At 69.6% G+C, this 26,031-nt stretch carries 18 protein-coding genes; 10 read left to right on the forward strand and 8 right to left on the reverse strand.

What is annotated here, in order from left to right; genetic code table 11:
- Positions 1–106: 106 nt before the first annotated feature.
- The 5 genes from ACFWEE_RS25000 to ACFWEE_RS25020 form a co-directional block, all read right to left on the reverse strand.
- A complete protein-coding gene (locus tag ACFWEE_RS25000; RefSeq protein WP_386892302.1) occupies positions 107–967 on the reverse strand; it encodes a fumarylacetoacetate hydrolase family protein in 861 nt (286 codons plus the stop codon).
- 236 nt (positions 968–1,203) lie between these two features.
- The gene (locus ACFWEE_RS25005; protein WP_386892303.1) at positions 1,204–1,974 is read right to left on the reverse strand and encodes a YidC/Oxa1 family membrane protein insertase; all 771 of its coding nucleotides are present in this window, start codon (positions 1,972–1,974) and stop codon (positions 1,204–1,206) included.
- A gap of 237 nt (positions 1,975–2,211) precedes the next feature.
- Positions 2,212–2,571, reverse strand: coding sequence for a DUF6412 domain-containing protein (locus tag ACFWEE_RS25010; RefSeq protein ID WP_386892304.1), 360 nt, complete (start codon positions 2,569–2,571; stop codon positions 2,212–2,214).
- A gap of 236 nt (positions 2,572–2,807) precedes the next feature.
- Entirely contained in the window at positions 2,808–4,325 is a 1,518-nt protein-coding gene (locus ACFWEE_RS25015; protein ID WP_386892305.1) for a sodium:solute symporter, read from the reverse strand.
- A complete protein-coding gene (locus ACFWEE_RS25020) occupies positions 4,322–4,480 on the reverse strand; it encodes a DUF3311 domain-containing protein (protein ID WP_323180469.1) in 159 nt (52 codons plus the stop codon). The genes ACFWEE_RS25015 and ACFWEE_RS25020 overlap by 4 nt, the downstream gene beginning before the upstream one ends.
- A gap of 384 nt (positions 4,481–4,864) precedes the next feature.
- Here ACFWEE_RS25020 and ACFWEE_RS25025 point away from each other — a divergent pair, with 384 nt between their 5' ends.
- The 4 genes from ACFWEE_RS25025 to ACFWEE_RS25040 all read left to right on the forward strand — a co-directional run bounded on the left by ACFWEE_RS25025 (position 4,865) and on the right by ACFWEE_RS25040 (position 8,728).
- On the forward strand, positions 4,865–5,872 hold the full coding sequence (locus ACFWEE_RS25025) for an SEC-C metal-binding domain-containing protein (RefSeq protein ID WP_386892306.1): 1,008 nt from the start codon (positions 4,865–4,867) through the stop codon (positions 5,870–5,872).
- 162 nt (positions 5,873–6,034) lie between these two features.
- A complete protein-coding gene (locus ACFWEE_RS25030; RefSeq protein WP_386892307.1) occupies positions 6,035–6,457 on the forward strand; it encodes a very short patch repair endonuclease in 423 nt (140 codons plus the stop codon).
- A 25-nt stretch (positions 6,458–6,482) separates the two neighbouring features.
- Positions 6,483–7,436, forward strand: coding sequence for a DNA cytosine methyltransferase (locus ACFWEE_RS25035; protein ID WP_386892308.1), 954 nt, complete (start codon positions 6,483–6,485; stop codon positions 7,434–7,436).
- A 68-nt stretch (positions 7,437–7,504) separates the two neighbouring features.
- Positions 7,505–8,728, forward strand: a complete 1,224-nt coding sequence (locus tag ACFWEE_RS25040) for a DNA cytosine methyltransferase (RefSeq protein ID WP_386892309.1) — start codon at positions 7,505–7,507, stop codon at positions 8,726–8,728.
- A gap of 17 nt (positions 8,729–8,745) precedes the next feature.
- Here the strand turns inward: ACFWEE_RS25040 and ACFWEE_RS25045 are convergent, their stop codons facing one another.
- The 3 genes from ACFWEE_RS25045 to ACFWEE_RS25055 are packed head-to-tail and all read right to left on the reverse strand — an operon-like array spanning position 8,746 to position 12,742.
- Entirely contained in the window at positions 8,746–9,654 is a 909-nt protein-coding gene (locus ACFWEE_RS25045; RefSeq protein WP_386892310.1) for a DUF6339 family protein, read from the reverse strand.
- A complete protein-coding gene (locus ACFWEE_RS25050) occupies positions 9,651–10,643 on the reverse strand; it encodes a hypothetical protein (RefSeq protein ID WP_386892311.1) in 993 nt (330 codons plus the stop codon). The genes ACFWEE_RS25045 and ACFWEE_RS25050 overlap by 4 nt, the downstream gene beginning before the upstream one ends.
- Entirely contained in the window at positions 10,640–12,742 is a 2,103-nt protein-coding gene (locus ACFWEE_RS25055) for a helix-turn-helix domain-containing protein (protein ID WP_386892329.1), read from the reverse strand. Before ACFWEE_RS25055 ends, ACFWEE_RS25050 begins: the two co-directional genes overlap by 4 nt.
- Positions 12,743–13,318: 576 nt before the next feature.
- On the opposite strand from ACFWEE_RS25055, the gene ACFWEE_RS25060 reads away from it, so the two are divergent.
- From ACFWEE_RS25060 to ACFWEE_RS25085, 6 genes are all read left to right on the forward strand, one after another.
- A complete protein-coding gene (locus ACFWEE_RS25060) occupies positions 13,319–13,702 on the forward strand; it encodes a hypothetical protein (protein WP_386892313.1) in 384 nt (127 codons plus the stop codon).
- 118 nt (positions 13,703–13,820) lie between these two features.
- Positions 13,821–18,584 carry a DEAD/DEAH box helicase gene (locus tag ACFWEE_RS25065; RefSeq protein ID WP_386892314.1) on the forward strand — a complete coding sequence of 1,588 codons (4,764 nt, stop codon included), beginning with the start codon at positions 13,821–13,823 and terminating at the stop codon, positions 18,582–18,584.
- Positions 18,581–20,494, forward strand: a complete 1,914-nt coding sequence (locus ACFWEE_RS25070) for a UvrD-helicase domain-containing protein (RefSeq protein WP_386892315.1) — start codon at positions 18,581–18,583, stop codon at positions 20,492–20,494. Before ACFWEE_RS25065 ends, ACFWEE_RS25070 begins: the two co-directional genes overlap by 4 nt.
- Positions 20,491–23,706 carry a helicase-related protein gene (locus tag ACFWEE_RS25075; RefSeq protein WP_386892316.1) on the forward strand — a complete coding sequence of 1,072 codons (3,216 nt, stop codon included), beginning with the start codon at positions 20,491–20,493 and terminating at the stop codon, positions 23,704–23,706. The genes ACFWEE_RS25070 and ACFWEE_RS25075 overlap by 4 nt, the downstream gene beginning before the upstream one ends.
- A complete protein-coding gene (gene drmB, locus ACFWEE_RS25080) occupies positions 23,703–25,520 on the forward strand; it encodes a DrmB family protein (RefSeq protein WP_386892317.1) in 1,818 nt (605 codons plus the stop codon). The genes ACFWEE_RS25075 and drmB overlap by 4 nt, the downstream gene beginning before the upstream one ends.
- Before the next feature lie 102 nt (positions 25,521–25,622).
- A complete protein-coding gene (locus ACFWEE_RS25085; protein ID WP_386892318.1) occupies positions 25,623–25,997 on the forward strand; it encodes a hypothetical protein in 375 nt (124 codons plus the stop codon).
- The last annotated feature ends 34 nt before the right edge of the window (positions 25,998–26,031 follow it).

Consider the following 26,031-nt stretch of genomic DNA (forward strand, 5'->3'; position numbering starts at 1 on the left):
GAGACCGGTTCGCTTTCGGTCTGGGGGGCTGGGAGTTGTTTATATGACACTGCGGGGGCCCGGCGCAGATGTCGTGCGCGGGGCCACGGGGCGTCGGTACGAGGTGTTACGCGTCCTTCAGCACCTGGCGCTGGCGTCCCAGGCCTTCGATCTCCAGCTCGACGACGTCGCCCGCCCGCAGGTAAGGCTTCGGGTCCGGGTGGCCCATCGCGACGCCCGCCGGGGTGCCCGTGTTGATCACGTCGCCCGGGTAGAGGGTCATGAAGTGGCTGAGGTAGCGCACGACCTCGCCGACCGGGAAGATCTGCTCGGCGGTGGTGCCGTCCTGCTTCAGCTCGCCGTTGACCCAGAGCCTCAGCGGCAGCGCCTGGGGGTCGGGGATCTCGTCGGCGGTCACGAACCAGGGGCCGAGCGGGTTGAACGTCTCGCAGTTCTTGCCCTTGTCCCAGGTGCCGCCGCGCTCGATCTGGAACTCGCGCTCGGAGACGTCGTGCGCCGTGGCGTAACCGGCGACGTGCTCCAGCGCCTCCTCGGCCGAGTCGAGGTAGCGGGCGGTGCGGCCGATGACGACCGCGAGCTCGACCTCCCAGTCGGTCTTCACGCTGTTGCGCGGCACGAGGACGGTGTCCTCGGGGCCGACGACCGTGTCGGGCGCCTTGAAGAAGAGGATCGGCTCCTCGGGGATCGCCGCGCCGGTCTCCTTCGCGTGGTCGTGGTAGTTCAGCCCGATGCAGATGATCTTGCCGATGCGGGCGAGCGGCGCCCCGGTCCGCAGCCCGGCCGGGTCCAGCTCGGGCAGCGAGGCGGCGTCGGCCGCGGCGGCGCGCACCCGGTCGAGCCCGTGCTCGTCGGCGAGCAGCGCACTGTCGATGTCGGGAACGACCCCCGACAGGTCGCGCAGTGTTCCGTCCTCCGCGAGCAGAGCCGGACGCTCCGCTCCCGCCGTACCGACTCGAAGCAACTTCACGGGTGCCACTCCCTGGGTAGAGATGCCTGGTGGAGAGGGGTACCGGCCGCGCGAAGCGTGACCGGCGACCGCCGGTGACGCCGCACGACGCGTGACCGGCGACCGCCGGACACCGCACCCGCGCAGCCCATCCTCATCCGTCCAGACTGCAAGACATCCGATCACTTGGCAAGGTGCGCCCACTCCCTGGACGCACCCCAGAGCACATAATCCCAGGCAGGGGCCGGTTTTACGGGTCAGGCGACGGAGGCCATCGCCGCTCCGGCGGCCGGTGCGTCGCGGTAGAGGTAGGCCCTTTCGATCGCGGTCCAGGTGGTGCTGGTGACGACGTACAGGGCCGCCGCGAGCGGCACCACGGCCACGGTGAAGAGGGTGAAGAACGACATCAGCGGCATCACCTTCGTCATCGCGCCCATGCCCGGTACCGGCTGCCCGTCCGGGCCGGCCGTGGGGGCCACCGGGTTGAGGGCCATCTGACGCTTCGTACGCCGGTAGTTGAAGGTGGCCACGACCGCGACGATCGCGAAGAGGCCGAGGTAGACCAGCCCCTGGCCGCCGAAGAGGCCGCCCTCGGCGAGGGCGTGGTGCCAGCGCTCTCCCAGCGGCGCCCCGAAGAGCTGGTGGCCGAGGAGTTCGTTGGCCTCGCCGCCGATCTTCGCGCTGGAGAAGAGGTGGTACAGCAGGAAGAACGCGGGCATCTGGAAGAGGCTCGGCAGGCACCCGGAGAGCGGCGAGACCTGCTCCTCCTTGTGCAGTTCCATGAGCGCCTTCTGCATGCGCTCGGGGTTCTTGGCGTGCTTCTTGCGCAGCTCGGCGATCTGCGGCTGGAGGCGCGTACGGGCCTTCTGCCCGCGCGCGGCGGCCCGCGACAGGGGGTGCACGGCGAGCCGCACGAGCGCGGTGAACAGGATGATCGCCGCGGCGGCGGACGCGGACTGGAAGAGCGGGTGGAGCAGGTCGGCGAACGCGCCGACCAGGCTCGCGAAAGCGGACAGGAACGCGGACATGGGGAGCCCTCCGAGGGGTCTCGTCGTGCCGGTGAAGTGCGGAGTCGGAACGCGGGGCGTTCGGCGCGGGGCACGGCGGCGTGCCGGCGCGCGCGGATACGGACGCGGCGCGCGGACTTCGTACGGAACCGGCGGACGGGAACGAGGGACGGGCCCCATGGAGGGGCGCGTCGGCGTCGGGTCCGAGGGCCCGAAGGTCCGAGAACCTGGGGCCGAGGGTCCGAAGGGGCGGAAGTCTTACGCGGCGGCCGTGCGGAGAACGGCACGCCCGGGGGCGCGGGGGCGCGTACGCCCCTTGGCGTCCGGATCCCGCTGCGGCAGGAACGCGGTGCGTCGCGCCCGGTCCCGCAGCGCGGTGCGGACCTGCGTCCGGAGCACGGGCACGGCGCAGCGCGCGCTGATCACCGAGCAGGCGAGGAGCGCGGAGCCCGCCGCGGCGGTGGCGGCGAGCGCGACGGCGGCGGAGAGGCTGCCGCCCTCGGCGAGGACGATCTGGGCGACGAAGAGGACCAGCAGACCCGCGGGCCGGAGCAGGCGCGCGAAGGAACCGCGAAGACGCCCGGGGTACGCACCGGTGACCGGGTACGCGTCGCTCATGGCTCCTCCTGTTCCGCCGCTCGTGTTGTCCGTGCCGTTCGGACCGTTCGGACCGGTCGGACCGGTCCGAACGGTCGTGACGTCCATGTCCGGTCCGGCGCCGGGCTCTTCCCGGTCGGTCACGGACCTCTCCAGCCGTTATACACGATGGCCTGGATCACACCGGGTGGCCGGAGGGGGCGGAGTGCGGCCGGAGTGCGGCCGGAGTGCGCCCGGTGGGGACCACCCGCGGCGGCTCACCCGGCGCCGGCGGACGCCTCCGCCCGCGGCCCCGTCCCGTCATCGATCTCGTCGCGGGCGAGCACCTCGTCGTCCGGCCGCTCGTCCCGGTCGCGCGGCCCCGCGTACGTCACCGCCAGCGCGACCGCCAGGTTGGCCGCCAGGGCGACGAGCCCGGCGTTCACGCCCCACACCGGGTCGTACCCGTTGAAGACGAGCACGCAGACCACGACCACCCCGACCGCGAGCCCGCTGAACGCCCCGGGGAAGGTGAGCCGCCGCCACACCAGCGCCAGCAGCACCATCGGCAGCAGCTGCGCCATCCCCTCGTACGAGATGAGCGAGAGCCGCACGAGGGTGTTGGGCGCGGTGTAGGTGAGGAGCAGCGCGAGCCCGCCGGCCACCACGACCACGATCTGCGCCGCGCCCTTCTGCCGCTGCTGCCAGCGGGGGACGAGAGAGAGCACGCTGCGCCCCCACATCGTGCCGATGACCAGCATGAAGACGGCCATGGGCACGATCGAGGAGAGCGCGGCGGCCACCCCGATGACGCCGACCGCCCAGGCGGGCAGCGAGTCGGTGACGAGCTTGAAGAGGGCGAGGTTCGAGTCCGCCCCGACCAGCCCCGGTACGACGAACAGCGCGGCCATCCCGAGCAGCATCGGGACGAAGAGCAGGACGTTGTAGGCGGGCAGCCACATGGCGTTCCGCCGCAGGACGTCGGCGTTCCGGGCGCCGAGGTAGCCGGCGACGGTGGTCGGGAAGATCACCACGGTGAGCGAGTTCAGGAACGACGTACTGACGAACCACGCCTCGCCGAGCCCGCTGTCCCCGTGCCCGGGGAACGTCAGCCACTCGCTCTTCTCGGTGACGAGCCGGTCCAGGAAGGGGCCGTACCCGTCGAAGTAGTGGATCGGTACGTAGAACGCGAGGAAGCCGAGGGTCCCGATGACCATGACGTCCTTCAGTACCGACACCCAGGCGCTGCCGCGCAGCCCGCTGACGACGACGAAGCCGGTGGTGACGGCGAAGGCGATGAAGTAGGCCCAGTTCAGGCTGATCGCGCCGTAGGAGATCGTCGAGACGACCACGCCCATGCCGGTGATCTGGAGCTGGATGTACGGCAGCAGGAAGACGGTCGCGAGGACGGCGACGAGCGCGCCGAGCCAGGGCCGGCGGAAGCGGTGGGCGACCATGTCGGTGATCCCGACCAGGCCGTGCCGGCGCGCGTACCCCCAGAGGGTGGGGCCGACCAGATACCCGAGGGCGTACCCGCAGGACATGTACGCGACGACGTACAGCACGGGCGCGCCGTAGTTGTAGCCCCAGCCGGCGGCGCCGAGGTAGCTGAAACTGGTGTATCCCTCGCCCGCCATCAGCACCCAGATGAAGACGGCCCCGAGGCTCCGACCGCCCACGGACCACTCGGCCAGCCCGCCCCCGCCGCCCCCGCGCCCGCGCAGGGCGAACAGCCCGAGCGCGACGGTGAGCACCATGAAGGCGGCGAAGACGGAGGTGGCGACTGCGGCGTTCACCGGCGGTCCCCCCGCCGGGTCAGCCAGACGGCGACGGGCGTCAGCAGGGTCGCCCCGAGCATCCAGACGAAGAGGAACGGCAGCCCGAACACGACGGGCTCCACCCGGTTCACCCACGGCAGGGCCCCCAGGTACAACACGTACGGGACCAGCAACCACCACACCTGCGGACGTCTTCTCAGCACCCGGGGACTTTACCGCCGCCCCGCACCGCCCCCCGGGGCCACACCTCGGCGCGTCCGGGCGGGAACCCGCGCACGGCGCCGGGTACGGGGAGCGGGGTGTGGTGGCGTGGTGCGGGTGCGCCCCTGGCCGCGGCGTGAGCGCGGGGGTGCGGGCCGCGGCGCGGGTACGACGGGAGCCCCGGGGGGTACGGCCCCGGGGGTACGGCCCCGGGCGGGTGTTCCACCGGTTGTACACCCGTGCGCACCCGTGCGTTCCCGGTACGTACCCGGTGCGCACCCCTGTGTCCAGGCGCACCCCTGCCCCCCTCGCCGGTCGCTCCCGCGGGCCCGCCTCCCCGCAGTACGGTGTGGGACATGCGCCCCGACACGCCTGCCGAGCACATCACCGAAGCCGAGCGACTGCTGCGCACCGCGGTGCGCTACCCGGAGGACCGCGAACCGCTGCTCCTCCAGGCCGCGGCCCATCTGGAACTCGCCGGCGAGCGCGCCCGCGCCGCGACCCTCTACGACGACCTGCTCACCTCCGAGGACGTTCCCGTCGAGGACCCCCACCTGGTGAAGGCCCTCAAGGCCGCCAACCTCTGGGAGTACGGGCACGAGGCCGAGGCCCGCGCGATCATCGACGGCCTGCGCGTCGCGGCCCCCCGCGCGGCGGGCCCCTGGACGATCGCCGCGGAGACCCTGGAGGCGCACGACGAGCTGGAGGCCGCCCACGACCTCTTCTCGACCGCGCTGACCCTGCTGCTGACGCCGGGCGAGGAAGTCCCGTACGCCACGCAGTCCCTGCTCACCGGCCGCCACCGCGTGCGCCGGCTGCGCGGCTCGGACCACGACGACTGGGACCGGCTCGCCGACACCCTGCACACGGCCGAGGTCCCGCTCGACGAGCTGCACGACCCGAAGCGGCTCTGGTCCCTCGGCTCCTCGGACCCGGGCGAGCTGCAAGCGGAGATCACCCGCCTCCGCGCCGAACTGGGCGTCTACCGCACGGCCCTCTCCCGCCCCTTCCCGGTCGCCGTCCTGCACTGGCCCGCGAACGAACTGGCGGAACTGCTCGCCGCCTACCCCGCCCTGGCCGCCGAGTACCCCGACCACCCCGGCCACCTGACCGCCGTGGAGACCGCCCTGCGCGACCTCCACGCCGCCGGCACCGCGAACCTCGGCATCGTCACCGGCACCATCCCCTCCTACGAGGCCTTCGCCGCCTCCGAGGCCACCACCCCCGCCGACCCGACCCTCCTCCCCCTCTACGCCACCACCCTCGCCGCCCGAGGCCGAGCCCTCCCCTGGCCCCCGCCCCGCTCCGCGGCGTGCTGGTGCGGGTCGGGGGACGTGTACCGGGAGTGCCACGGGGCGGGGTGACCCGATTCGGCTCCGAACAGTGAAAGCGCGGTCGCCCCCGAGGGGTGACCGCGCTTTTCCGTTCAGGCTTCCGATCGCATGGAAACACCAAACATCCACAACCTGGTCACGGAAATCACCGAACCGGCCACGCGGTTTCCGGAAGGTAGGACAATGATGGTGATGAACGTCGTGGTCCCCTCGTCCGCCGCCGTCTCGGCGCGCATGAGCCGTCAATCGAGCCGTGACACAGCTCCTGAACTGGCGGTGCGCAGGCTCCTGCATGCCGCCGGTCTCCGCTACCGGGTGAACTGGCCGGTGCCCACCATGCGCCGCAGGACGGTTGACATCGCGTTCACCCGGGCCAAGGTCGCGGTGCTGATCGACGGCTGCTTCTGGCACGGATGCCCGGTGCACGCCACACAGCCCAAGGCGAACGCCGAGTGGTGGCGGGAAAAGCTCGCCCGGAACATGGCGCGGGACGTGGAAACGACCGAGTGCCTCACCGAGGAAGGCTGGACGGTGCTCCGTTTCTGGACGCACGAGAGCCCGGTGGCGATAGCCGAGCGGGTGGCGGCGACGGTCGAGCGGGAACGACGACGATGAGCACGAGAGCAAGGGGTGGGGACCTGTGGGAGCGTTGCGTTCCGTCGAGGTGTGCGCGGGAGCGGGCGGGTTGGCGCTGGGGCTGGAGGAAGCGGGCTTCGAACCGGTGCTGCTCCTGGACCGGAAGCCGATCGCCTGCGAAACACTCCGCCTGAACCGTCCGTCGTGGCAGGTCCTGGAGATGGATCTGATGGACTTCGATCCGGTCGAGCACCGTGAGACGTACGACGTGGACCTGCTGGCCGCCGGTCTCCCGCGCGTGAAGTCGAACGCCACCACCGTACGGGCGGAAAGCATCGAGGAGATCCGTCTGCTGGAGGCGGCGGTCCTGCTCGCGCACTCGATCCAGCCACGTGCCGTGCTCATCGAGAACGTGCCGGGGCTGGTGGACTCCCCCGACCTCGGCCCGACCCGGGACTTCGCGCACAAGGAGCTCGAACACCTCGGTTACCGCCTGACCTGGTTCGTGGTGAACGCCGCCGACTTCGGCGTGCCGCAGGACCGCAAGCAGGGGGTCATGGTCGCCCTGAAGGAGCGGTACTTCGACCGCTTCGTGCCTCCGGCACCGACCGTGCGGTCCCATGTGTCCGTCGGCCGGGCGCTGGCCCGGTCCATGAAGTCCCGCGGCTGGCCCGGCGCCGACGCGTGGGCCGCCGACGCCCTCTCCGTCGCTCCGACGTTGGTGGGCGGATCGGACAACCGAGGAGGCGCGGACCTGGGCCCCACGGGCACCAAGAAGGCATGGGAGCGCATGGGGGTCAACGGCGGTGCGCTGGCGGACGAGGTGCCCGGCCCGGACCACGACTCCTCCGGCCTGATCAAACTGACCGTCGAGCAGACGGCGATTCTGCAGGCGTTCCCCGAGGAATGGCAGTTCGCCGGAAAGAAGACCGCGCACTACCGACAGATCGGCCACGCGTCCCCGCCTCCGGTCGGGGCGGCACTCGGACGGGCCATCGCCGCGGCGCTCGACTCCTGATCCGCCCGGACGCGGGGGCGCCGGTTACCGTCCCGGGGCCCCTCCTCCGCCGGCTACACTTGCACACCATGACCCACCCCCCTCACTCGTCGCTCTCGGCTGCAAATTTTCGGATCGTCGACCTTTTCGCAGGTCCCGGCGGTCTGGACATCGCGGCGACGATCATGGACGGGGTGGAGAGCATCGGTGTCGAGTGGGACGACCCAACACGTGCGACCCGACACGCCGCTGGGCTGCTGACCACTACGGAGAAGAACGTCGCCGCGCTCGGCCCCTGTGATCCCGAGGTCGTGGAAGCCAACGTCCTCACCGGCGGACCGCCCTGTCAGTCGTTCTCCGTCGCCGGAAACCGTGAAGGCCACAAGGCTCTGGAGGACGTGAAGCGGCTGGCCTCCTGTCTGGTCGGTCACACCACGTGGACGTCGTTCGACCGTGCGTGGCAGGCGGTGAAAAAGGAGACCGACGCCATGTCCGACGACCGAACCGGGCTCGTTCTCCAACCGCTGCGCTGGATCGTGGAAGCGAAGCTCCGCCGGCGCAAGCCCTACGAGGTGATCGTGCTGGAGCAGGTACCGACAGTCCTGCCTGTGTGGAAGCACTACGTCGAGTTGCTCAGGCGGACCGGATACGCAGCCGAGGCCCACGTACTGCATTCCGAAGACTTCGGCGTGCCGCAAGCACGTCGGCGAGCGGTGCTGATCGCCCAATGGGATCCGAGGAACACGCTCAGGAAGGTCCACTTCCCGAGGCCGACGCACCAGCGGTACCGCAAGGGCGTGGAAAGACTGCACGCACCGGCGTCTTCGCACGACCGGGTCGGTCAGCAGACGATCGGGGACGCGGAGGAAGCGCCTCTGCCTTGGGTGTCCATGGGAGACGCCCTCGGGACGCGGCGACCCGAGCAATTCGTGATGGTCTCCAATTACGGTTCGGGCGGCGACCCGAAAGACCGTGGCCGGCGTACCTCTTCCGAACCCGCCGCAACGGTCACGGGCAAGGTACGGCGCAACCGTCTCTACCTGTTGAAGGGCACCGGACCGGACGACTGGAGGGACGGCGAGGAACTCGACCGGCTTTCCTTCGAAGAGGCCGGTCTGCTCCAGTCCTTCCCCGCCGCCTACCCCTGGCGTTCCACCGACATCGCCCAGCAGATCGGCAACGCCATTCCCCCGCGCATGTCGCTTCACATCCTGAGCACGGCCCTACGGGGCAAGGCTCCCGAGAAGGAGTGGCTCGAAGCGCTCGCCACGTGGCGTCCCCCCACGACCGAGGACGACTCGGCGGACGCCTGAGCGTCCGGCCGCCCGGGTCAGACCGCTCCGGCCGCCACTTCCTGCGGCTCCCTGCCCCGCACGGGCGCATGCGCGAACAGCTCCGCGAAGTGGTCGGCCAGGGCCTCCACCGCGTCGTCCGGAACCTTCTCCTCGTTCGGGCCGTCGGGCAGCGTCCGCCGGGGTACGGGGGGTGCGCCCTCGGCTTCCTCGATCCACTCGGCCAGGGGGCGGCCGTCCCGCTCGACGTCAGGCGCGAGGACGTCGTACATCAGCGTCGCGGCGGACGCGTTGACGGCCGCCGTCAACGCGTTGATCTCGCGCCCCGTAGTGACGGTACCGCGTCGGATCGTGCGCAACAGCGCCTGGGCCGTGGGCCGGTGCTCGATCACACCGAGCCTGAGTGCGGTGTTGAGCATGTCCTGCTGGGAGCAGGCCGTCTCCACGGGACCGTAGTCCGGGCCGTCCCTGAACAGCTCCGCCGCCCACCAGAGCCGGGCGAACGCCTGCGTGTACGAGGGGCCTCGGAATCGTGCGAGGGCGACCTTCGGCGCCTTCTTCGCCTCGTCGTCCTTCGGCTCCGCCAGGTGTCGCCACACCACGTAGTCGGGTGCCACCCCTAGGGCCAGGTAGTTCCAGAACCTGCGGTCGGCGGCCTCGCGGCGGCTCAGTCGGAGTGTCGCGTGGAGCCGAGGCGCGAGCCACGCGTCGGCAGCCGTCGGCTTCGCGTCGCGGAACTGGTGCATGGCGTCGTCGATCAGATCGCGTACCGGCATCGACTCGCCCCGGACGCCGTCCGTGTGGACCAAGGGCTCAGTTGCCTTGTTCAACGCTATCGCCGGGATGTCCTCCTTGCCGGTGAGCACGCCCTCTGTGAGGTACGTGGCCGCGTCGAGGTCGGAGAGCAACGCCAGCCGCGCCGGCAGGTGGTTCGGCTTGTCGGTCATGCGTAGACCCCCCGGTCGAGTCGGTTCAGTCCCTGGACTGCGGCGGTCAGCGCCTTGGGCACTTCGGCCCTCCGCGTGGCCGCGTAGTGGATGCGCGGTTGGAGGTCCGTCCAGCCCGCCGTACTCGCCCTGCGTCGGTGGACCTCGGCCAAGGCGTCCTCCGGCGGCCTGCCGGGCACCACGTCCTGCAGCATTTCGCGGAGCACTTCGCCACGCCAGTCACGTGGAAACAGTGGAGTGCCGTCCTCCTCCACCTCCAGGTCGCCGACCGCCGCGTGGAACACGGCCGTCCACACGTCCGTGCACATCTGCGCGACCAAGAGTTCCCGGACGAGTCCTTCGGGGCCCGACGCCTCGCCCCCGACCAGATCGGAGACTCCTTCGAAGTCGGCGTTCAGGCGCACGACCGGCAGGTCTCCCGAGGTGTCGACGGCCCACGGCATGTCCTTGAGCGGCCTCAGCCACTCCGGGCCCTCGGCGAAACCGACCTCCGTGAAGTCGAGCCGGCGGTCACGCAGCGGTGTGTCGGACTTCACGTCGACGACCCAGTCCTTGTCGGCCGACGCGACGACGCGTCCTGGCACGCCACCGACCGTGGCCACCACGTGGACGGTCATGGACGCCCGGTCCACGTGGTCGGCCCGCCAGAGGTCGATGCGCCCGCCCCACTGCCGACCATTCTCGGACTCGCGTGTCAGCGGGCTGCTGAGCCGCGTGTTGGTCGTTCCCTCGGTCAGGACGACAACCACCGACACGTCGGACCAGGGACCGTCGTCGTCCGTCGTCCTGCCCGGGACGGAGGCGGCGAGGCTCAGCCGGGCCCGTTCCCAGTCGTCCCTGTCGAGGCCGCCGAGAGCGACCACCTTGTCGGTGACGGAGAACGCGCTCGTGTCCAGACGTTCACGGATCTCGCCGGGGCCGAACAACTCGATGCCGGTCACCCTCAGGTCGACGACGCCGGGCACGCGCTCGTACGGATAGACCTTCATGCCTGCGCCTCCTTCTCGGACTTGAGTTCCACCACGAGCCCGGTGTAGGCGGCTCGAACGGTATGGGTCGACGTGTCGGTCGTTCCTCTGAACGTCGCGCTCCGGGCCCCCGGCACGAAGTGAAGTGCTCCGTCGACGATTTCGCAGTTCTTCACGGCGACGAGTTCGGCCCAGCGCACCACCGGACGAACACCCGAGCGGACGTCCAGCTTTGCCACCGGAGTCGGGCGCCAGGCGTCACCACCATCAGGAATCTTCACCTCGGCCACGACATTCCAGGCTTCCCCCACCACGGTCGCCTGGAGATCGTCCAGGGTCGGCAGAGCGCTCTTCCTCATCTGGGGCCTGGCCACCTTCTTCTTTCCCAGGGAAAGCTTCTTGCGCAGCTTCTCCGTACCGGCGGACCCCTTCTTCCTGGGTACGGCGATGAGGTCCCGTACGGCCTTGTTCGTCTCCGTCGTGAGCGCCTCGATACGACGGAAGGCGGACGGCGAGTACATCGTCCGCAGCTCCTCCGTCTGCCCCCATTTGTTGTGCTCGGGAGGCTCCGAGGTCCGAAGGAACGTCTCGGCCTCTTCGGCGAAGGGAGCGTCCGTGCCCGCCGCCTTCCCCGCGAGCAGCACCGCCTGGAACGGGTTGGTCCCGACCGGCAGCCCGTAGACGCCGCTCGTCTGCACGGTCATGCGATTGCCGCGCATCTTCACCACGGTGTTGAACTTGTTGAACCTGAGGTCCTCGTCCTCCGCGTCGGTGACCAGGAGGACGGCCTCGTGCTCTCCGCCGCTCGTTCCTGCCGCCCCGGCCGGAACCTTGAGCGTCACGGTCCTCATCGCCACCTGACCGGCTTCGGTGTGACGTTCGACCGTCGTGCCGTCGAGGAACGCACGGAGGGCACGGGTCCGGGAGGGTTGAGTGACCGTGGGGTCCACGCGCTGCTCCGGAAGGATCTCCGCCCCGTTGCGCAACGTGCGGACCGACGCTTCCAGGAGCGGCGGTCGGGACGCGCCGGTGGTCATGGCTGCCCAGAAGTTCCGTCCGAGGGCATCGACCAGACGCCTGTGCATGCGTTGCACGCTGTCGTCGTCGTTCTCGTCGTCCTCGCCCCGCACGAGGCTCGCCACGTCATGGGCGCCCACGATCAGAAAGGACGTACCCGGCTCGGCGCTTTCCCGGGTGAGGTGGAGGCGCTCGACGGTCTCTTCGTCCGCCCACCACGATCGGGCCACGTCGCCGGACTTCGACTCGGGGTCCGGGCGGCCGAACCAGGCCGGACCGGCCCAAGGAAGCCCGTCCACTTCGCGCCAGGGCAGGTCGAGGCGGCCGACGAGTCGCCGCTCCGTGCGACCCTCGTGGGGTTCGGAGAGTGTCGAGTTCATGAGCACCAGGCCCAGCCGACTCGTCGCCCAGAGCGTCGCCTTGCCGAGACCGTACGAACCGCCCGCGCCGGAGGTCGACTTGTGGCTGTCGAGTTGGCGTCGGACCACGGCGGCGAACCGCCCGTCCGCGTAGTCGTCCCCGGTGAGCCCGGAGGCGTTGTAGTCGTCGACCCGCAGAAGCACGAGGCGGTCCTGCTCCCGCATGTCCCGCAGGCCCGTGGCGATGACTCGGCCGACCTTCTGCTCCTGCTCCGCGGCGGCCAGGTAGTGCGGAAGGAGATCGTTCCAGCGGATCGCGTCACGGAAGCGGGCGAGGGTCTCGCCGGTCAGCTCGTGCAACGTGTAGCGGACGCGTACGGGCTGGTTCCTGTCGAGCCGCTCGTCGAGACTGTTCTGAGTGGCCTCGCGGGCCAACACTGACACGTCCGCCTGGAAGGCGAAGGCGGCAGCGTTGCCGAAGTCCCTTCCCCCGTCGGCGTATCCGGGCCGGTGGCTCCAGGAAACGGGCAGGCCGGCCAGCGTATCGGCGGTGCGGGTGTGGATCGTGCCGAGGTCGGTTCCGAGCGCATCCGCGATCCTGGCGACGGTGTCCTCACGGGGCGTCGCCCGTCCGGTGATCCAGGCGGAGACCGCCGCCCTCGTCATGCCGATCTCTTGGGCCAGGTCCGCCTGGCTCATGTTCGACTGTTTGAGCTGTCGCGCGAGCCAGGGCCCGAAGTCCATGCCGCCGTCCACCGTCACCACTCCTCGACCACCTCACGGTTCATGGGGTCACCGTACGTCATTTTGACATGCAGACTCGGGCGACAATGAAATTTGACACGTGGACCGCGATATCGAGATGTCGTCTCGGTCGATTGAAAAGTATGTGTTCAGAAATAACGATCAGATAGCAATTAGGCCTGGATGCCCCCTCTTGAGAAGATTGACCGCAGAGGTCCGAATTGCACCTGCCCTCCGGTGGCCACCTCGGACGAGAAACCCACCCGGATCCCTGAGATTTCCCCTTGAAGACGAGGGCCCCACCCGTGTAACGTCCTATCAGGAACAGCCTCACCCGGCTGTAGCCACCACTCCCTTCTCGGGGGTCTATTCGTTGTGCCCGGATGCCAAAAGCACACCTCGGCTCGCGATTTTCTGCGAATGAGTCAAAAGCCTTGCGCAAGGTCACCGAAATACGCTTGGCTCGTACCGAAACCATCTCGGTTTCACCCGTGCAAAATTGCCCGGTCCATTCCTCTGCAAGTGCGCTTCCTTCCGGCCTTCGCCTCGACCACTACGAGAGATGAGAACCACTCCATGGGCAATAGCGATGACAGCACTCCCGAGGGCGAGGATTTCCACCTCGCCGACCAGTACGACTCCCTCGACGACCCGGAGTTGAAGGCAGAGTTCCTCGACGCCATGGGTATCCCCCGAGCGGTCGTCGACGCTCAGCGGCGGCGGCGCGAGGGAGCCCGCAAGGCGGCGAAGTCCGCCGAGGGCACCGACGGCTCCACGGCCACGGACCGCCACCGCCCCAGCAGCCGCGGCCGGAGCCGTCTCCGGGCTGCCCGCCGGAAGGCTCTCCGCGGAGGCGCCGGTACGCACCCCCGGAACCGCTCCGACGCCTCCCGGCGCGTCCGTTCGCGGCGGTCCCGACCCCCCGTCATCGTCGTCGTCATGATCTTCCCGCACGACTGAGTCACGTCTCATCTTCGGGCCCCACCACCGATGTCGCACTTCGCAGTACCGGCCGGCCGCCGCCCCCACGCGGCCGGCCCGTTCTCCGCACACATACACGGTCATGAATGGGATAAGCATGAACCACATCGGTGGCACGGGCAGTTCGGGCGACTCGCCCGTCATTCGGAAGATCCTCGAACAGTCCACGCGGGTGCTCGAAACGTATCGGGTGGACCCGGGCCTCATCCAGGAACACGCCAACGGGGAACGCCGCATCACGCAGGGCGGTTACGGCGACCGCCAGTTGTTCGAACTCGTGCAGAACGCGGCCGACGAGATCGCCTCGACGCCGGGCGGAAAGGTGCAGGCCGTACTCACGGCGACGCACCTGTACTGCGCGAACGAGGGAACGCCCGTCACCCCGGAGGGCGCCGAGACCATTCTCCGGATGAGCGTGTCGAAGAAGCGCGGCGGCCAGATCGGCAGGTTCGGCGTCGGCGTGAAGTCGGTCCTCGCCGTCACCGACACCCCTCAGTTCTTCAGCACCTCCGGCTCGTTCGGCTTCGACCGCTCCTGGTCCTACGAGGCGATCAAGGAAGCATGCCGCAGAGCACCCGAGGACGACTTCGAGGCCCCCGTGCTACGTATGGCCCGCCCCCTGGATGCCGACACGGAACGGCTGGCGGACGGCGTCCTCGACGAGTTGATGGACTGGGCCACCACCGTGGTCCGCCTCCCGCTGCTCCCGGGAACGGCCGATGAACTCGCCCACGACATGCACGTCTCGGGCACCAAGGGCGACGTCCAGCGGGAGTTTCCCGCACGGTTCCAGCTCTTCTCGGACCACGTGGGCACGGTGGTCCTGGAGGACAGGCGGAGCCGGCCCACCATCCGTCGTGAGATCACCGTCGACCACGACGGTTTCCTCCACACCATCAACGAGTCCCGAACCGGAAAGCCCGCCAGTCGCACCTTCTGGAAGGTCTTCACCCACGCCCACCGGCCCACGGAGTCGGCCCGTTCCAGCGCCGGTGAGCTGCACGACCGCGGCACCGTCGACATTTCCTGGGCCGTGCCCGAGTACTCCGGCGAGACCGTGCTGACCGCCCCCAGGGGGCGCGGTGAGTTCTGGTCGTTCTTCCCGACCAAGTACCCGATGACACTGAGCGGCGCTCTGAACGGCGCGTGGAAGACGAACGAGGACCGGCAGAACCTCCTGGACTCCAGCCCGTTCAACCAGGAGATCATCCAGGTTGCCGCGCGTCTGGTGATCGACTCCTTGCCCGACCTGGCGCCGGCCAAGGATCCCGGCGCGTACCTGCCGTTGCTCCCGGGCCGTGCCAAGGAGACGCTCAACTGGGCGGACCGGTACCTCACCGAGTGCGTCTGGACGCTGGCCGCGAAGCTTCCCTCCCTTCCGGACCAGGACGGTGTTCTGCGGGCTCCTCACGACGTCAACGTCCACCCCGCGCCGGAGAACAAGGTTCCTCTGCGGATGGAGTGGCTCCGGATGTGGAGTGCCTACCCGGGGCGCCCTTCGGACTGGATCCACCCGTCGGTCGAGGCGGGTGAGTTCCGTCCTGGCAAGGTCGCCCACATTCTCGACGAGGCGAAGCGTTCCCGCGCGACGGTGCGCGAGTGGTTGGAAGCTCTCGTCACCGACGGGACGGTGGAAGCTTCGGCCACGGCGATCCGGATTCTCGCCGAGATGATCCGGTCCGTCTCGCCCTTCGCCGAGGAGGCGCGTTCCGCCCGGATCGTGCTGACCGAGGAGAGCGGGATGGTGGCTCCCGGCCCCAAGATCTTCCGCCGGACCATCCAGGACGGCCTGAAGGACACGACGACGTACGTCGACCGCCGGCTCTCCGAGGACGAATCCCTGGCGAGCGATCTCCAGACCCTCGGCATCCAGGAGGCCAACGCCGAGGGCAGGTTCATCAGTGTGCTGGAGCACGGAAATCTCGACGCCTACGGCCCGCAGGACTGGACTCATTTTTGGGAGTTGCTCCACGGCGCGGGTGCGCAGGGGCAGGCGCTCCGGATCCGGAAGCAGGTGCGCGAGCCGAAGGACACTCTGTTCCTCAAGACCACGGACGGACGCTTCCACCGGATGCGCGACTGCCTGCTGCCGGGTGCGGTGGTGCCCGCCGACGGAAGCCGCGACAAGTCGATCGCCGTCGACCTGACGTTCCACTCGGACGACACGGGTCTCCTTCGCGACCTCGGTCTCCGTGACCGACCCTCGCCCGGACACCGCCCCACGGACGAAGGCTGGTTCGAGGAGTACCGCGCTGCCGTGCACCAGAGCTACTGCAAGACGCTGAGCAGTAGCGCTTCCCGCCCCGCTCTCAACCGGCTCAAGGTGGAAGGGCCTCCCGTCGGCGGCCCCCTGCATCTGCTTGAAGCTCTGTCGGAGGAAGGCAAGGCGGCCTTCGTGCACGCCATGCCCGACGACGCGGTCATCGACTCCTGGACCCTGCAGATCGGCGCCCAGAGCTCAACCCGGAAGCAGGCGCCGTCGCCGCTGCGGTGGATGCTCCGCAAGCACGGGCGCGTGTCCACCTCCCAGGGGATTCTCCCCTTGTCCCGTGCCGTGGGACCGCAGCTCCGTGCGTACGCGGACGTTCTGCCGGTCGCCGACATCAGCGCGGAGAAGGCACGCAAGCTCCACCTGCCGACCACGACCGAGCAGGTGCCGGCGGACCAGTGGAGCCACCTCCTGGAGGAACTCGCCCGGAGTGACGACGACGCGTTCGTCGGCAGTACCTACGTCCTGCTGACCCGCCTCGAAGTGGATTTCCCGGAAGGCCAACTCACCCGCTGCCGCGTCGGATCGGAGTGGACGGCGCGGGAGGACGGCGAGATCGCGGTGGCGGGCACCGATGCCGAGTACCGGGCGCTGAGGGCCGAGAGGATCCCGGCGCTCTTCGCCGGCACCCCCGAGAACGCGGCACTCCTGGTGAAGACCTGGGGGATGCTCCCGTACGCCGACGTGATCAGCAGGGAAACCCGGCACGTCGCGACCGGGGAGGCGATCCCCGTGCAGGACGAATTCCCCACGCTCCGCCTGCGCCTGGGACCTCTCGTCAACAACCACTCTTTGCTGCGTTGTTCGGAGTTGGAGGAGCTGACCCGTACCCCGTTGGGAACCAAGGCCACCCCGCTCACGAGCGCTCTGCGGGGGACGACTGTCCTCGTCCTCGAACCGGCCGACCGGCTCACGACGCTCGTCGCCGTGGACCGCGAACTCCGCTGGGGTCTGGGTGAGGTCGGCTGCAAGGCCGTGCTGGCGGCGCAGGAACGCCAGGAGGAGGACCAGCAGGTGCAGGCCGCGCTCCGACGCGTCCGCGAAGCGACGAGCGTGGAAGAGAAGTTGGAGCTGCTCATCGGCGCGACCGCCCTCAGGGAGGGCCTTCCGTCGGGCCTCATGGAGAGCGAGCAGGCCGAGTCCGGGGATGCAGACCCGTCCCCGAGGCGCATCGCGCGCATGGCGTACAACGCGCACGGCGACGGTGTGCTCCAGACACACGTGAAGGACCTCCGGGCGGCCTACCCGAACCACGCACCTTCCGGGTTCTCCGGCTCGTCCGCCGCGGTGAAGTTCGTCGCGGAGTTCGGCTTCCCGGACACCTTCGCGGGCGCCACGTCCCCCTCCTTGGAAGCTCGGATCGACGTTCCGGGCCCTTCGGAGTTCCCTCGTCTCCACGACTACCAGGAACGCCTGGCGACGAAGGTCTTCACCATGCTCGACCGGTTCTCCCCGCAGCGCGGGATGCTGTCGCTGCCGACGGGGGCGGGGAAGACCCGGGTGGCGGCGGAGGCCGTCATCCGCTGGGTCAAGCAAGTGGGAGATCTCGACGGACCGATCCTGTGGATCGCGCAGACCGAGGAACTGTGCGAACAGGCCGTGCAGAGCTGGAGCTTCGTCTGGTCGAAGGTCGGTGCGGAGACCCCGCTGACGATCAGCCGACTCTGGTCGGCGAACGAGGCGGGGCCGGTCACGGACCGACCCCACCTGGTCGTGGCGACCGACGCCAAACTCCGCGGTTGTATGGGCGCCGACGGCTACGCCTGGCTGCGGAAGTCTTCTCTCGTCATCGTCGACGAGGCGCACGTCGCCATCTCGCCGCAGTACACGGACATCCTCGCCCAGCTCGGACTGACGTCACGCGAGACCCGCTGCCATCTGCTCGGGCTGACCGCGACGCCGTTCCGCAACACCAACGACGAGGAGACCCGGCGGCTGGTGCAGCGCTTCGGGGGACACCGTCTCGACGACGGCATCTTCCCCTCGGGCGACCCCTACCAGGATCTCCAGGAACTCGGCATGCTGGCGAGCGTCGACCACGAGGAGCTGGCGGGCGGCACGATCGAGCTGACCCACGCGGAGAAGGAACAGGCGGAACAGATGAGCCTGCTCTCGAAGGCCGCCGAACAGCGTCTCGCCGACGACCAGGACCGGAACAACCGCATCCTGGACAAGATCGGAGCCATGCCCGACAACTGGCCGGTCCTGGTGTTCGCGACCTCGGTGGCCCACGCGAAGGTCCTCGCGGCCAGGCTCAAGGACCGCGGCATCCGGGCGGCTTCGGTGGACTCCGCGACCCCGAAGGCCGAGCGCAGGAAGATCATCACCGATTTCCGCATGGGCCGGATCCGCGTCCTCACCAACTACGGCGTCCTCAGCCAGGGCTTCGACGCACCGGCCACCCGGGCCGTGGTCGTGGCACGCCCCACCTACAGCCCGAACGTCTACCAGCAGATGATCGGGCGCGGACTGCGCGGCCCCCGCAACGGCGGAAAGGACACCTGCTTGATCCTCAACGTCCGCGACAACATCACCAACTACGGCGGAAAGCTCGCCTTCACGCAGTTCGAGCATCTGTGGGGTACCAAGTGAGCGACGCGTACGTCGACAGCCCGCCGCTGAGCGAGGAACAGCAGGCGGTCGTGGACCAGCCGTGGGACACCCGGCTGCTGGTCACCGCCGGTGCGGGCGCCGGCAAAACCCACACGCTGGTACGCCGGCTCGACGTGCTGACGGGGCACGAGGAGGACGCCCTCGAAGCCCGGGAGATCCTGGTGCTCAGTTTCTCCCGGGCCGCGGTCCGGGAGTTGCGCGAGCGGATCGCGCGTCACGCGCATTCGGCCCGGCGGGTCCGCGTCCAGACGTTCGACTCGTGGGCGCTGTCGGTGCTGCGCTCCGAACAGCCCGACCGCGACTGGAGCGCGTCGCGCTTCGACGAACGAATCCGGGAAGCGACGGAAGCCGTCCTGCGCGGTGCGATCGAGGAGAGCGAGCAGGGGCCACCTGCCCACGTGGTCATCGACGAGGTCCAGGACCTGGTCGGAGACCGCCGGGACATGGTGGAGACGCTGTTGGACCGATTCCAGGACAGCTGCGGCTTCACCGTGGTCGGGGACGGTGCCCAGGCCATCTACGGTTTCCAGGTCGAGGACGAGGATGCCCGCGCGGCGGAGACCAACTACTTCTTCGACTGGTTGCGCGCGTCGTACCCCGACGACCTGGTGGAGCTCCATCTCTCCGGAAACCACCGGACCCGTACGGAGGAAGCCCGCACCGCGCTCGCGCTGGGGCCCGTGCTCCGCGACGCGCCCTCGGAATCGGACCTGTCCGACGCCGCCGGTGAGGACGCCCACCGTCGGCTGGTCGATCTCCTCCGCTCGTGTCCGAGCTTCGGTCAGCTGGACGATCCCTTCACTCTGGGGTCCCTGCACAGCTTCCCTGGCACGTGCGCGATCCTCTGCCGGGACAACAGGCAGGCCCTGGTTCTGTCGGACACCTTGCACGCCCTGGGAGTCGCACACCGCACGCAGCGGTCCCTCCAGGAGTACCCGGTCCCTCCGTGGGTCGCGGACGTCCTGCGCCACGTGGGCTCCGCCACGCTGACCGAGAAGCGCTTCGAGGAGTTGCTGGACGACAGCCCCGTCGCCCCCGGAGCGGACCCGACCCGCGTGTGGCGGTCCTTGAGGAGCGTGGCGCGTGCTCCACGGGGGGCGTTGGACGTACGGGCGCTGCGCCGCGCGGTCGCCGACGGGCGTTTCCCCGACGACCTCGCCGCAGTCGAATCCGCCCGGCTGGTGGTGTCGACCGTGCACCGGTCCAAGGGGATGGAGTTCGACCGGGTTCTCGTGGTCGAGCCCCCGTCCTTGGCAGAGTTGCGCAAGCAGCACGAGCGGATCGACCCGGCGGCGGAAGCACGTGCCCTCTACGTCGCCATGACCCGGCCCCGGGACGACCTGTTCCGCCTCACGGCTCCCGGGACGGCGCTCGTACGGCGGGACAGACGGACGGACCGCTGGTACCTCGGTGGTTGGAAGAGCCATGTGCGCAAGGGCATCGCGGCGTCAGGCGGCGACGTATGCCGTCTGCACCCGCCCGGCACGGACGGTTTCACGGAGGATGCCGGCGCGTTGCAGGACCACCTCCTGTCGTCCGTACGGGCGGGCGACGCCGTGACGCTCCGCCTTCAGCACGGGCTGCCGCTCGCCCCGGAGCAGAGCCCGCCGTACACCGTCTTCCACGGCGATCGGCCGGTGGCCGTCGTCTCCGAACGGTTCCGCGAGGATCTGTACGGCAATCTGAAGATCAACAACACGTGGGTCGTGAACTGGCCCACGGAGATCGCGGGTTTCCGTGTCGATTGTCTGGAGAGCGTCGCCGGCAGCTCGGCCTCCGGAGCGCGGGCCGGACTCGGTGACCAGGGCATGTGGACCGTACCGCGCCTGACGGGACTCGGCCGCTACCGCTGGGCCCAAGGATCGATGCAGGAGGAACTCGAACGATGACGGACCGTACCGGCAAGCACGGCGCCCACTACCGGGTGCGCGACGGACTCGTCGCGCAGCTCCGCCGGGACCTCCTCGGTCCGGGGACGCCCGACGAGGTGCTCACTCAGGATCCGCCCATGACGACATACCCGATCGGGGTCCTCTTTCCTCGGCCGGCGGGAGCGGACGCGGCGATCGCTCTGGAGAACGACGCCGCCGAGGTCGACGGGTTGGACGACAGCCCGGTCGTCCGACGGGGCAAGGACGTCGAGGAGGCCGCCCCGGAGGCGTCGGCGCCGCTCGTCGGCGACCGGCGCCCCGCTTCGATGGGAATCACCTTCGCCGTCGACCCCGGCGTGTCCCGGACCGTCGTCGTCCACGTGGAAGCCGCGGCGTACGACCCGGTCGACGCCGAGGGGCGTCCTCTGGCACCGATACGCGCAGAAGCCCGCACGGTCGCGGAACAGCGTGAGCAGTGGCGCAGGCGGGAACTCGACCTCGCCCCGGTGCCGGTCGACGTGACCGATGCCCGCCGTCGTTCCGAGCCGGTGTCGGAGGGGCTCCGGTTGGACGTCCTGGTGCGGCCTCCAGCCGCGTCCGGCACCGTGACGGTCACCGTCACCCTGATCAACACGCGTCGGATCGGAGAACGGGAGTTGCAGGACGCCTTCTGCTTCTACCAGCCGCGTCTGACCGTCACGACTCCGTCCGGTGCTCCCGCCTTCGTGGAACGGCCGGCGGCGCACCGCACCGACGACCCGGACGTGGCCTCCGGCAGACTCCTGTACCGGCACGCGCCCACCTTCGCCGTGGGCCACGGATGCGCGGCCGACTGGGACTGGACCCCGCCTCCGATCGGCGCGCCCACCGTCGAACCGACGGCGATCAGCACGGTGCGCACCGAGTTCGTCCCCGCGCACGAGGTGCTGTTGACCGACTCGAACCCGGAGATCGACGACTCCGCACTCACGATGCACGGGTTGGCGACCCTTCCCGAGACCGAGGTGTTGGCGGCACTCAACAACCTGATGGCCGATTACGCGGCGTGGATCGAACGGAAGGAGGCGGAAGCGGCGGTGTTCCGCAGCACCGGCCACGCCGCCCCGGCACGGCAGCAGCTCGAAGCCTGCCGCACCGCACTCGGTCGGATGCGCCACGGCATTCGCGTTCTCGGCACCGACTCCGACGCGATGCGGGCTTTCCGGCTCGCCAACCGGGCGATGGCGCTGCAGCGGGCCCGGGGAGAGTGGGTGAAGAGCGGACGGGTCGATTCTCCCGACGAGACCGCCGGACGGTGGCGCCCCTTCCAGATCTCCTTCATGTTGCTCTGCCTCGAAGGGATCGTGGACGGCCGGCACCCCGACCGTGAGATCGCCGACCTCCTCTGGTTCCCGACCGGCGGTGGCAAGACCGAGGCGTACCTCGGCCTCGTCGCGTTCACCACGTTCCTCCGGCGCATGCGCCACGCGGAGCGGGGCGGCGGAGTGACCGTCCTCATGCGGTACACCCTGCGTCTTCTCACCCTGCAGCAGTTCGAGCGCGCGGCAGCGCTCATCTGTGCCATGGAACGCATCCGGCTCGATGACGGGTCCCTGGGTGCCGAATCCATCTCCATCGGTATGTGGGTGGGCCAGTCCGCCACTCCCAACACGTTGGCGGCGGCGGAGGAGAGCCTGCGCGAGCTGCGCAAGGAGAAGGACCTCCAGGAGAAGAACCCCGTCCAACTCCACGCCTGCCCCTGGTGCGGTACCCGACTCGACGCCCATCAGTACGAGGTCGACGAACCGGCCAAGCGCATGCACGTCCGCTGCCCGGACGACATGTGCGACTTCCGCGACGGTCTGCCGGTCCATCTGGTCGACGAGTCCGTCTACGACGCCCGGCCCACGCTCGTGATCGCCACCGTGGACAAGTTCGCCGCCATGCCCTGGCGCGAGGCGACAGCCGCCCTGTTCAACCGCGACCGCTCGGACGGCACGCCGCCGCCCGAGCTGATCGTCCAAGACGAACTCCATCTGATCTCGGGACCGTTGGGCACTCTCACCGGTCTGTACGAAGCAGCTGTGGACGTACTGTCCGGCCGGCCCAAAGTCATCGCCTCCACCGCCACGATCCGCCGCGCGTCCGAGCAGGGCAAGAGGTTGTTCGACCGCGAGGTGGCACAGTTCCCACCTGCAGGCATCGATGCCCGCGATTCCTGGTTCGCCGTGGAAACCCCCGCGAAGGACAAGGCGAGCCGTCAGTACGTCGGTCTCCTCACCCCCAGCACGAGCCAGGCCACCCTCCTCGTCCGCACGTACGCCGCACTGCTCCACCACGCCGCCCGCGCGGACACCACGGAAGAGGTGCGGGACGCCTATTGGACACTCGTCGGGTACTTCAACAGCCTCCGCCTCCTGGCCGCCGCCGAGTTGCAGGTCCACGACGACGTCGACGCGCACCTGGGCTACTTGGCCGACCGGGACGGGTGCGAGCAGCGCAAGGTGACGGAGCAGACGGAGCTGACCAGCCGCGCCAACTCCAGCGAAGTCCCCAAGCGGCTCAAGCAGGTGGAACTCGGGCTGCCACACCCGGAAACCGTGGACGTCCTGCTCGCGACGAACATGATCTCGGTCGGCGTCGACGTGGACCGGCTGGGCCTGATGGCCGTCATGGGTCAGCCGCAGACGACCGCCGAGTACATCCAGGCGACCAGTCGGGTCGGACGGCGCCACCCCGGTCTCGTCGCCGTGATGCTCAACTCTTCGCGCTCCAGGGACCGCTCGCACTACGAGTCGTTCCAGCACTTCCACTCGGCCCTGTACCGCGAGGTCGAGTCGACCAGCGTCACACCGTTCTCCTCACGCGCCCGCGAACGAGGGTTGCACGCCGTCGTGGTCGCCCTCGCCCGCCTCCTGATTCCGGCCGCACGTCCGAACGAGGCGGCCGGCCGGATCGCCGAGTTCCGCGAAGAGCTGGAGAAGGAGGTGGTGGGGCCCCTCCTGAGTCGTGTCCGTTCCGTCGCCCCCGAAGAGTACGAGGCGACGGAAGCCGCGCTCACGTTGTTCCTCGACTGGTGGAGGGACGACGCCGAGACCCTGGGGGAACTGCTGTACGAGCCCAAGCGCGGCAAAAAGTCCCCTTCTCTGCTGCAATCGTTCGACGACACCCGCGACGACGCCTGGCCCACCCTGTGGAGCCTCCGCGACGTGGATGCCGAGTCAGGACTGTTCATGGAGGCCACCCGATGACACCCCCGCCCCGTCGCCGCAGGTCGACCGGCGCGCCCGAGCGCAGCTACCCCCGCCGCGGCTCGGTCCGGCGCGCACAGGTGATCACGACCTACGGCGTCGGTTCACTGGTCGCCGTGGACAACGAGTCCTTCATCGTCAGCGGCATCGACTCGTGGAACGTCTCCGAGGCTCCCGTCATCCATGAACAGCGGCTCGCCAGGGCGCTGGGCGTGAAGTCGTTCAGACTGCCGCCCGCGTCCGACGACACGAGCAAGGACGGGGTCCGCGTCCGGCGTTTCCCGCTCTGGCACTCGTGCCCGAACTGCCACGCGCTCCAGCCCGTGGGACGTTTCAACTCCCCTCCCGGCAAGAACGAGTGCGGGGACTGCGACGAGGAGCTGGTCCCTTCCCGCTTCGTCATGGCGTGCCCCCACGGCCACATCGACGACTTCCCGTACTGGAAGTGGGCCCACCGCGGCAACGGCTCGACCGCCGGTCCGTGCGGAGGTGAGATGCGCCTGCGCACGACCGGGAAGACCGCCTCGCTCCGGTCGATACTCGTCTCCTGTTCCTGCGGTGTTCCCGAAGTGTCGATGGAGGGGGCGTTCCGCTCGGCGGCGCTCGCCGACCTCAAGGTGTTCTGCCGCGGGAAGCGCCCCTGGTTGGGCAACGCCCCGGACGATCCCTGCTCGGAGCGTCCCCGCACCCTCCAACGCGGTTCTTCCGTCGTCTGGCAGCCGATCGTGAGAACGGCGCTCTCGATCCCGCCGCACAGCTCCGGGCAGGCATCCCGTCTGGAGCCGCACCTGGACGATCTCCGGACCCTGGACGACGACGAGATGAAGGTCTACCTGAGGCTGCTCGGCATGCAGTTGAAGTACGAGTTCTCCGTCGGGACGGTGCGTGCCCTCATCGCCGCCGAGAGCCGGAACGAGGACCCCGAGCACGAGCAGGACAGCGCCTTCCACGAGTTGCGCAGACAGGAGTACACGACTCTGATCGTGGGACAGCCCGAGAGCACGACGGACCACGAGGAGCAGTTCGTCTGCGAGCCGCCGCGGTCCTCTGATTCCGTCTTGCGCCCCTACGGTGTGGTCGGGCCGATGCTGGTGAAACGTCTCCGCGAGGTCAGGGCCCTCAAGGCGTTCTCCCGGGTGGACACGCCCGAGACCAGCGCGGACGTCCATGAGGCGGCTCTGTCGCTCATCTCGACCGACTGGCTTCCTGCCATGGAGGTGCAGGGGGAGGGGGTCTTCCTCCGTCTCGACGAGGAACGCGTCGACGACTGGGCGAGAAACGCCGCGGTCGCCGCGCGCGCCGACCGTCTGCGCGCCAACCACCTGCGGCTGATGCGGGAACGTGCGAAGGACCCCGAGTCCGTCCCCGACTCCCCCGCGTCCCCCCGCATGGTGCTGCTGCACACGCTGGCCCACGTACTGATCAACGAGTGGAGTCTGGACGGCGGGTACCCGGCGGCTTCCCTGCGCGAGCGGCTGTACGTGGACGACACGATGGCCGGCCTCCTCGTCTCGACCGCCACCAGCGACTCCGCCGGCAGCCTGGGCGGCCTCGTTGCCCAGGGCGAACCGGACAAGCTCGTCGCCACGCTGCGCTCGGCGCTGACACGCGCCCAGTGGTGCTCTGCCGACCCCCTGTGCGTGGAGTCCGAGGGGGGCGGCGTGGGCGGCATCAACCTCGCGGCGTGCCACGCTTGCGTCCTCCTGCCGGAAACCAGCTGCGAGCACTACAACGGGCTCCTGGACCGGGCCCTGCTGATCGGTACGCCCGAGGACCCGTCGGTGGGCTTCTTCGCCGGGGTCGGCGGGCTCTGACCACCGTTCGGCCCGAGCCGGGGCACCGCTCTGCCGGCCCCCGGCTCGGGCCCTCGAAAAAACCCTGTGGCCCCGCCCCCGCCCCCGTGCTGCACTGCCGTCATGACCCTGGTGGTGAGCGTTTTCGTGCGGGACGACGCCGGTGAGTCGCAGGTGCTGGACACCCCCGGGGGCTGCTCGGACCTGGCCGGGCCGGAGGTGTGGCGGACGACTGTCTGGGGGGCGGAGGCCGTACGGGCGCTCGGGGCGCGGTTCTTTCCCGAGCTCGCGGAGGGGTGGCTCGTGGCGCAGCCCGACGAGGTGGTCGAGTTGCTGGACGAGTGCGTGCTGCTGCGGACGAACCTGGTGCTGATCGCCCGGGGCACGGCGCGGGGCGACGGCCCTGACAGCCCGCGTGCGATCGGGGACCGGCTGACGAACATCGAGGGCGCCTGCCACCGGGCCCTGGCGATCGGCGGCGGCGTCCTCGTCTGGTGAGGGCGGGCACGACGGGACCCGCCTGGGCCCCGGG

The sequence above is a fragment of the Streptomyces sp. NPDC060184 genome, assembly GCF_042728795.1.
In the GTDB taxonomy this organism is placed as follows: domain Bacteria; phylum Actinomycetota; class Actinomycetes; order Streptomycetales; family Streptomycetaceae; genus Streptomyces.

Coding starts and splice junctions, on each gene's coding strand:
- ACFWEE_RS25005 (WP_386892303.1), bottom strand. CDS start 1,974: ATGTCCGCGTTCCTGTCCGCTTTCGCGAGCCTGGTCGGCGCGTTCGCC.
- ACFWEE_RS25010 (WP_386892304.1), bottom strand. CDS start 2,571: ATGAGCGACGCGTACCCGGTCACCGGTGCGTACCCCGGGCGTCTTCGC.
- ACFWEE_RS25025 (WP_386892306.1), top strand. CDS start 4,865: ATGCGCCCCGACACGCCTGCCGAGCACATCACCGAAGCCGAGCGACTG.
- ACFWEE_RS25030 (WP_386892307.1), top strand. CDS start 6,035: ATGAACGTCGTGGTCCCCTCGTCCGCCGCCGTCTCGGCGCGCATGAGC.
- ACFWEE_RS25040 (WP_386892309.1), top strand. CDS start 7,505: ATGACCCACCCCCCTCACTCGTCGCTCTCGGCTGCAAATTTTCGGATC.
- ACFWEE_RS25045 (WP_386892310.1), bottom strand. CDS start 9,654: ATGACCGACAAGCCGAACCACCTGCCGGCGCGGCTGGCGTTGCTCTCC.
- ACFWEE_RS25050 (WP_386892311.1), bottom strand. CDS start 10,643: ATGAAGGTCTATCCGTACGAGCGCGTGCCCGGCGTCGTCGACCTGAGG.
- ACFWEE_RS25055 (WP_386892329.1), bottom strand. CDS start 12,742: ATGGACTTCGGGCCCTGGCTCGCGCGACAGCTCAAACAGTCGAACATG.
- ACFWEE_RS25060 (WP_386892313.1), top strand. CDS start 13,319: ATGGGCAATAGCGATGACAGCACTCCCGAGGGCGAGGATTTCCACCTC.
- ACFWEE_RS25065 (WP_386892314.1), top strand. CDS start 13,821: ATGAACCACATCGGTGGCACGGGCAGTTCGGGCGACTCGCCCGTCATT.
- ACFWEE_RS25075 (WP_386892316.1), top strand. CDS start 20,491: ATGACGGACCGTACCGGCAAGCACGGCGCCCACTACCGGGTGCGCGAC.
- drmB (WP_386892317.1), top strand. CDS start 23,703: ATGACACCCCCGCCCCGTCGCCGCAGGTCGACCGGCGCGCCCGAGCGC.
- ACFWEE_RS25085 (WP_386892318.1), top strand. CDS start 25,623: ATGACCCTGGTGGTGAGCGTTTTCGTGCGGGACGACGCCGGTGAGTCG.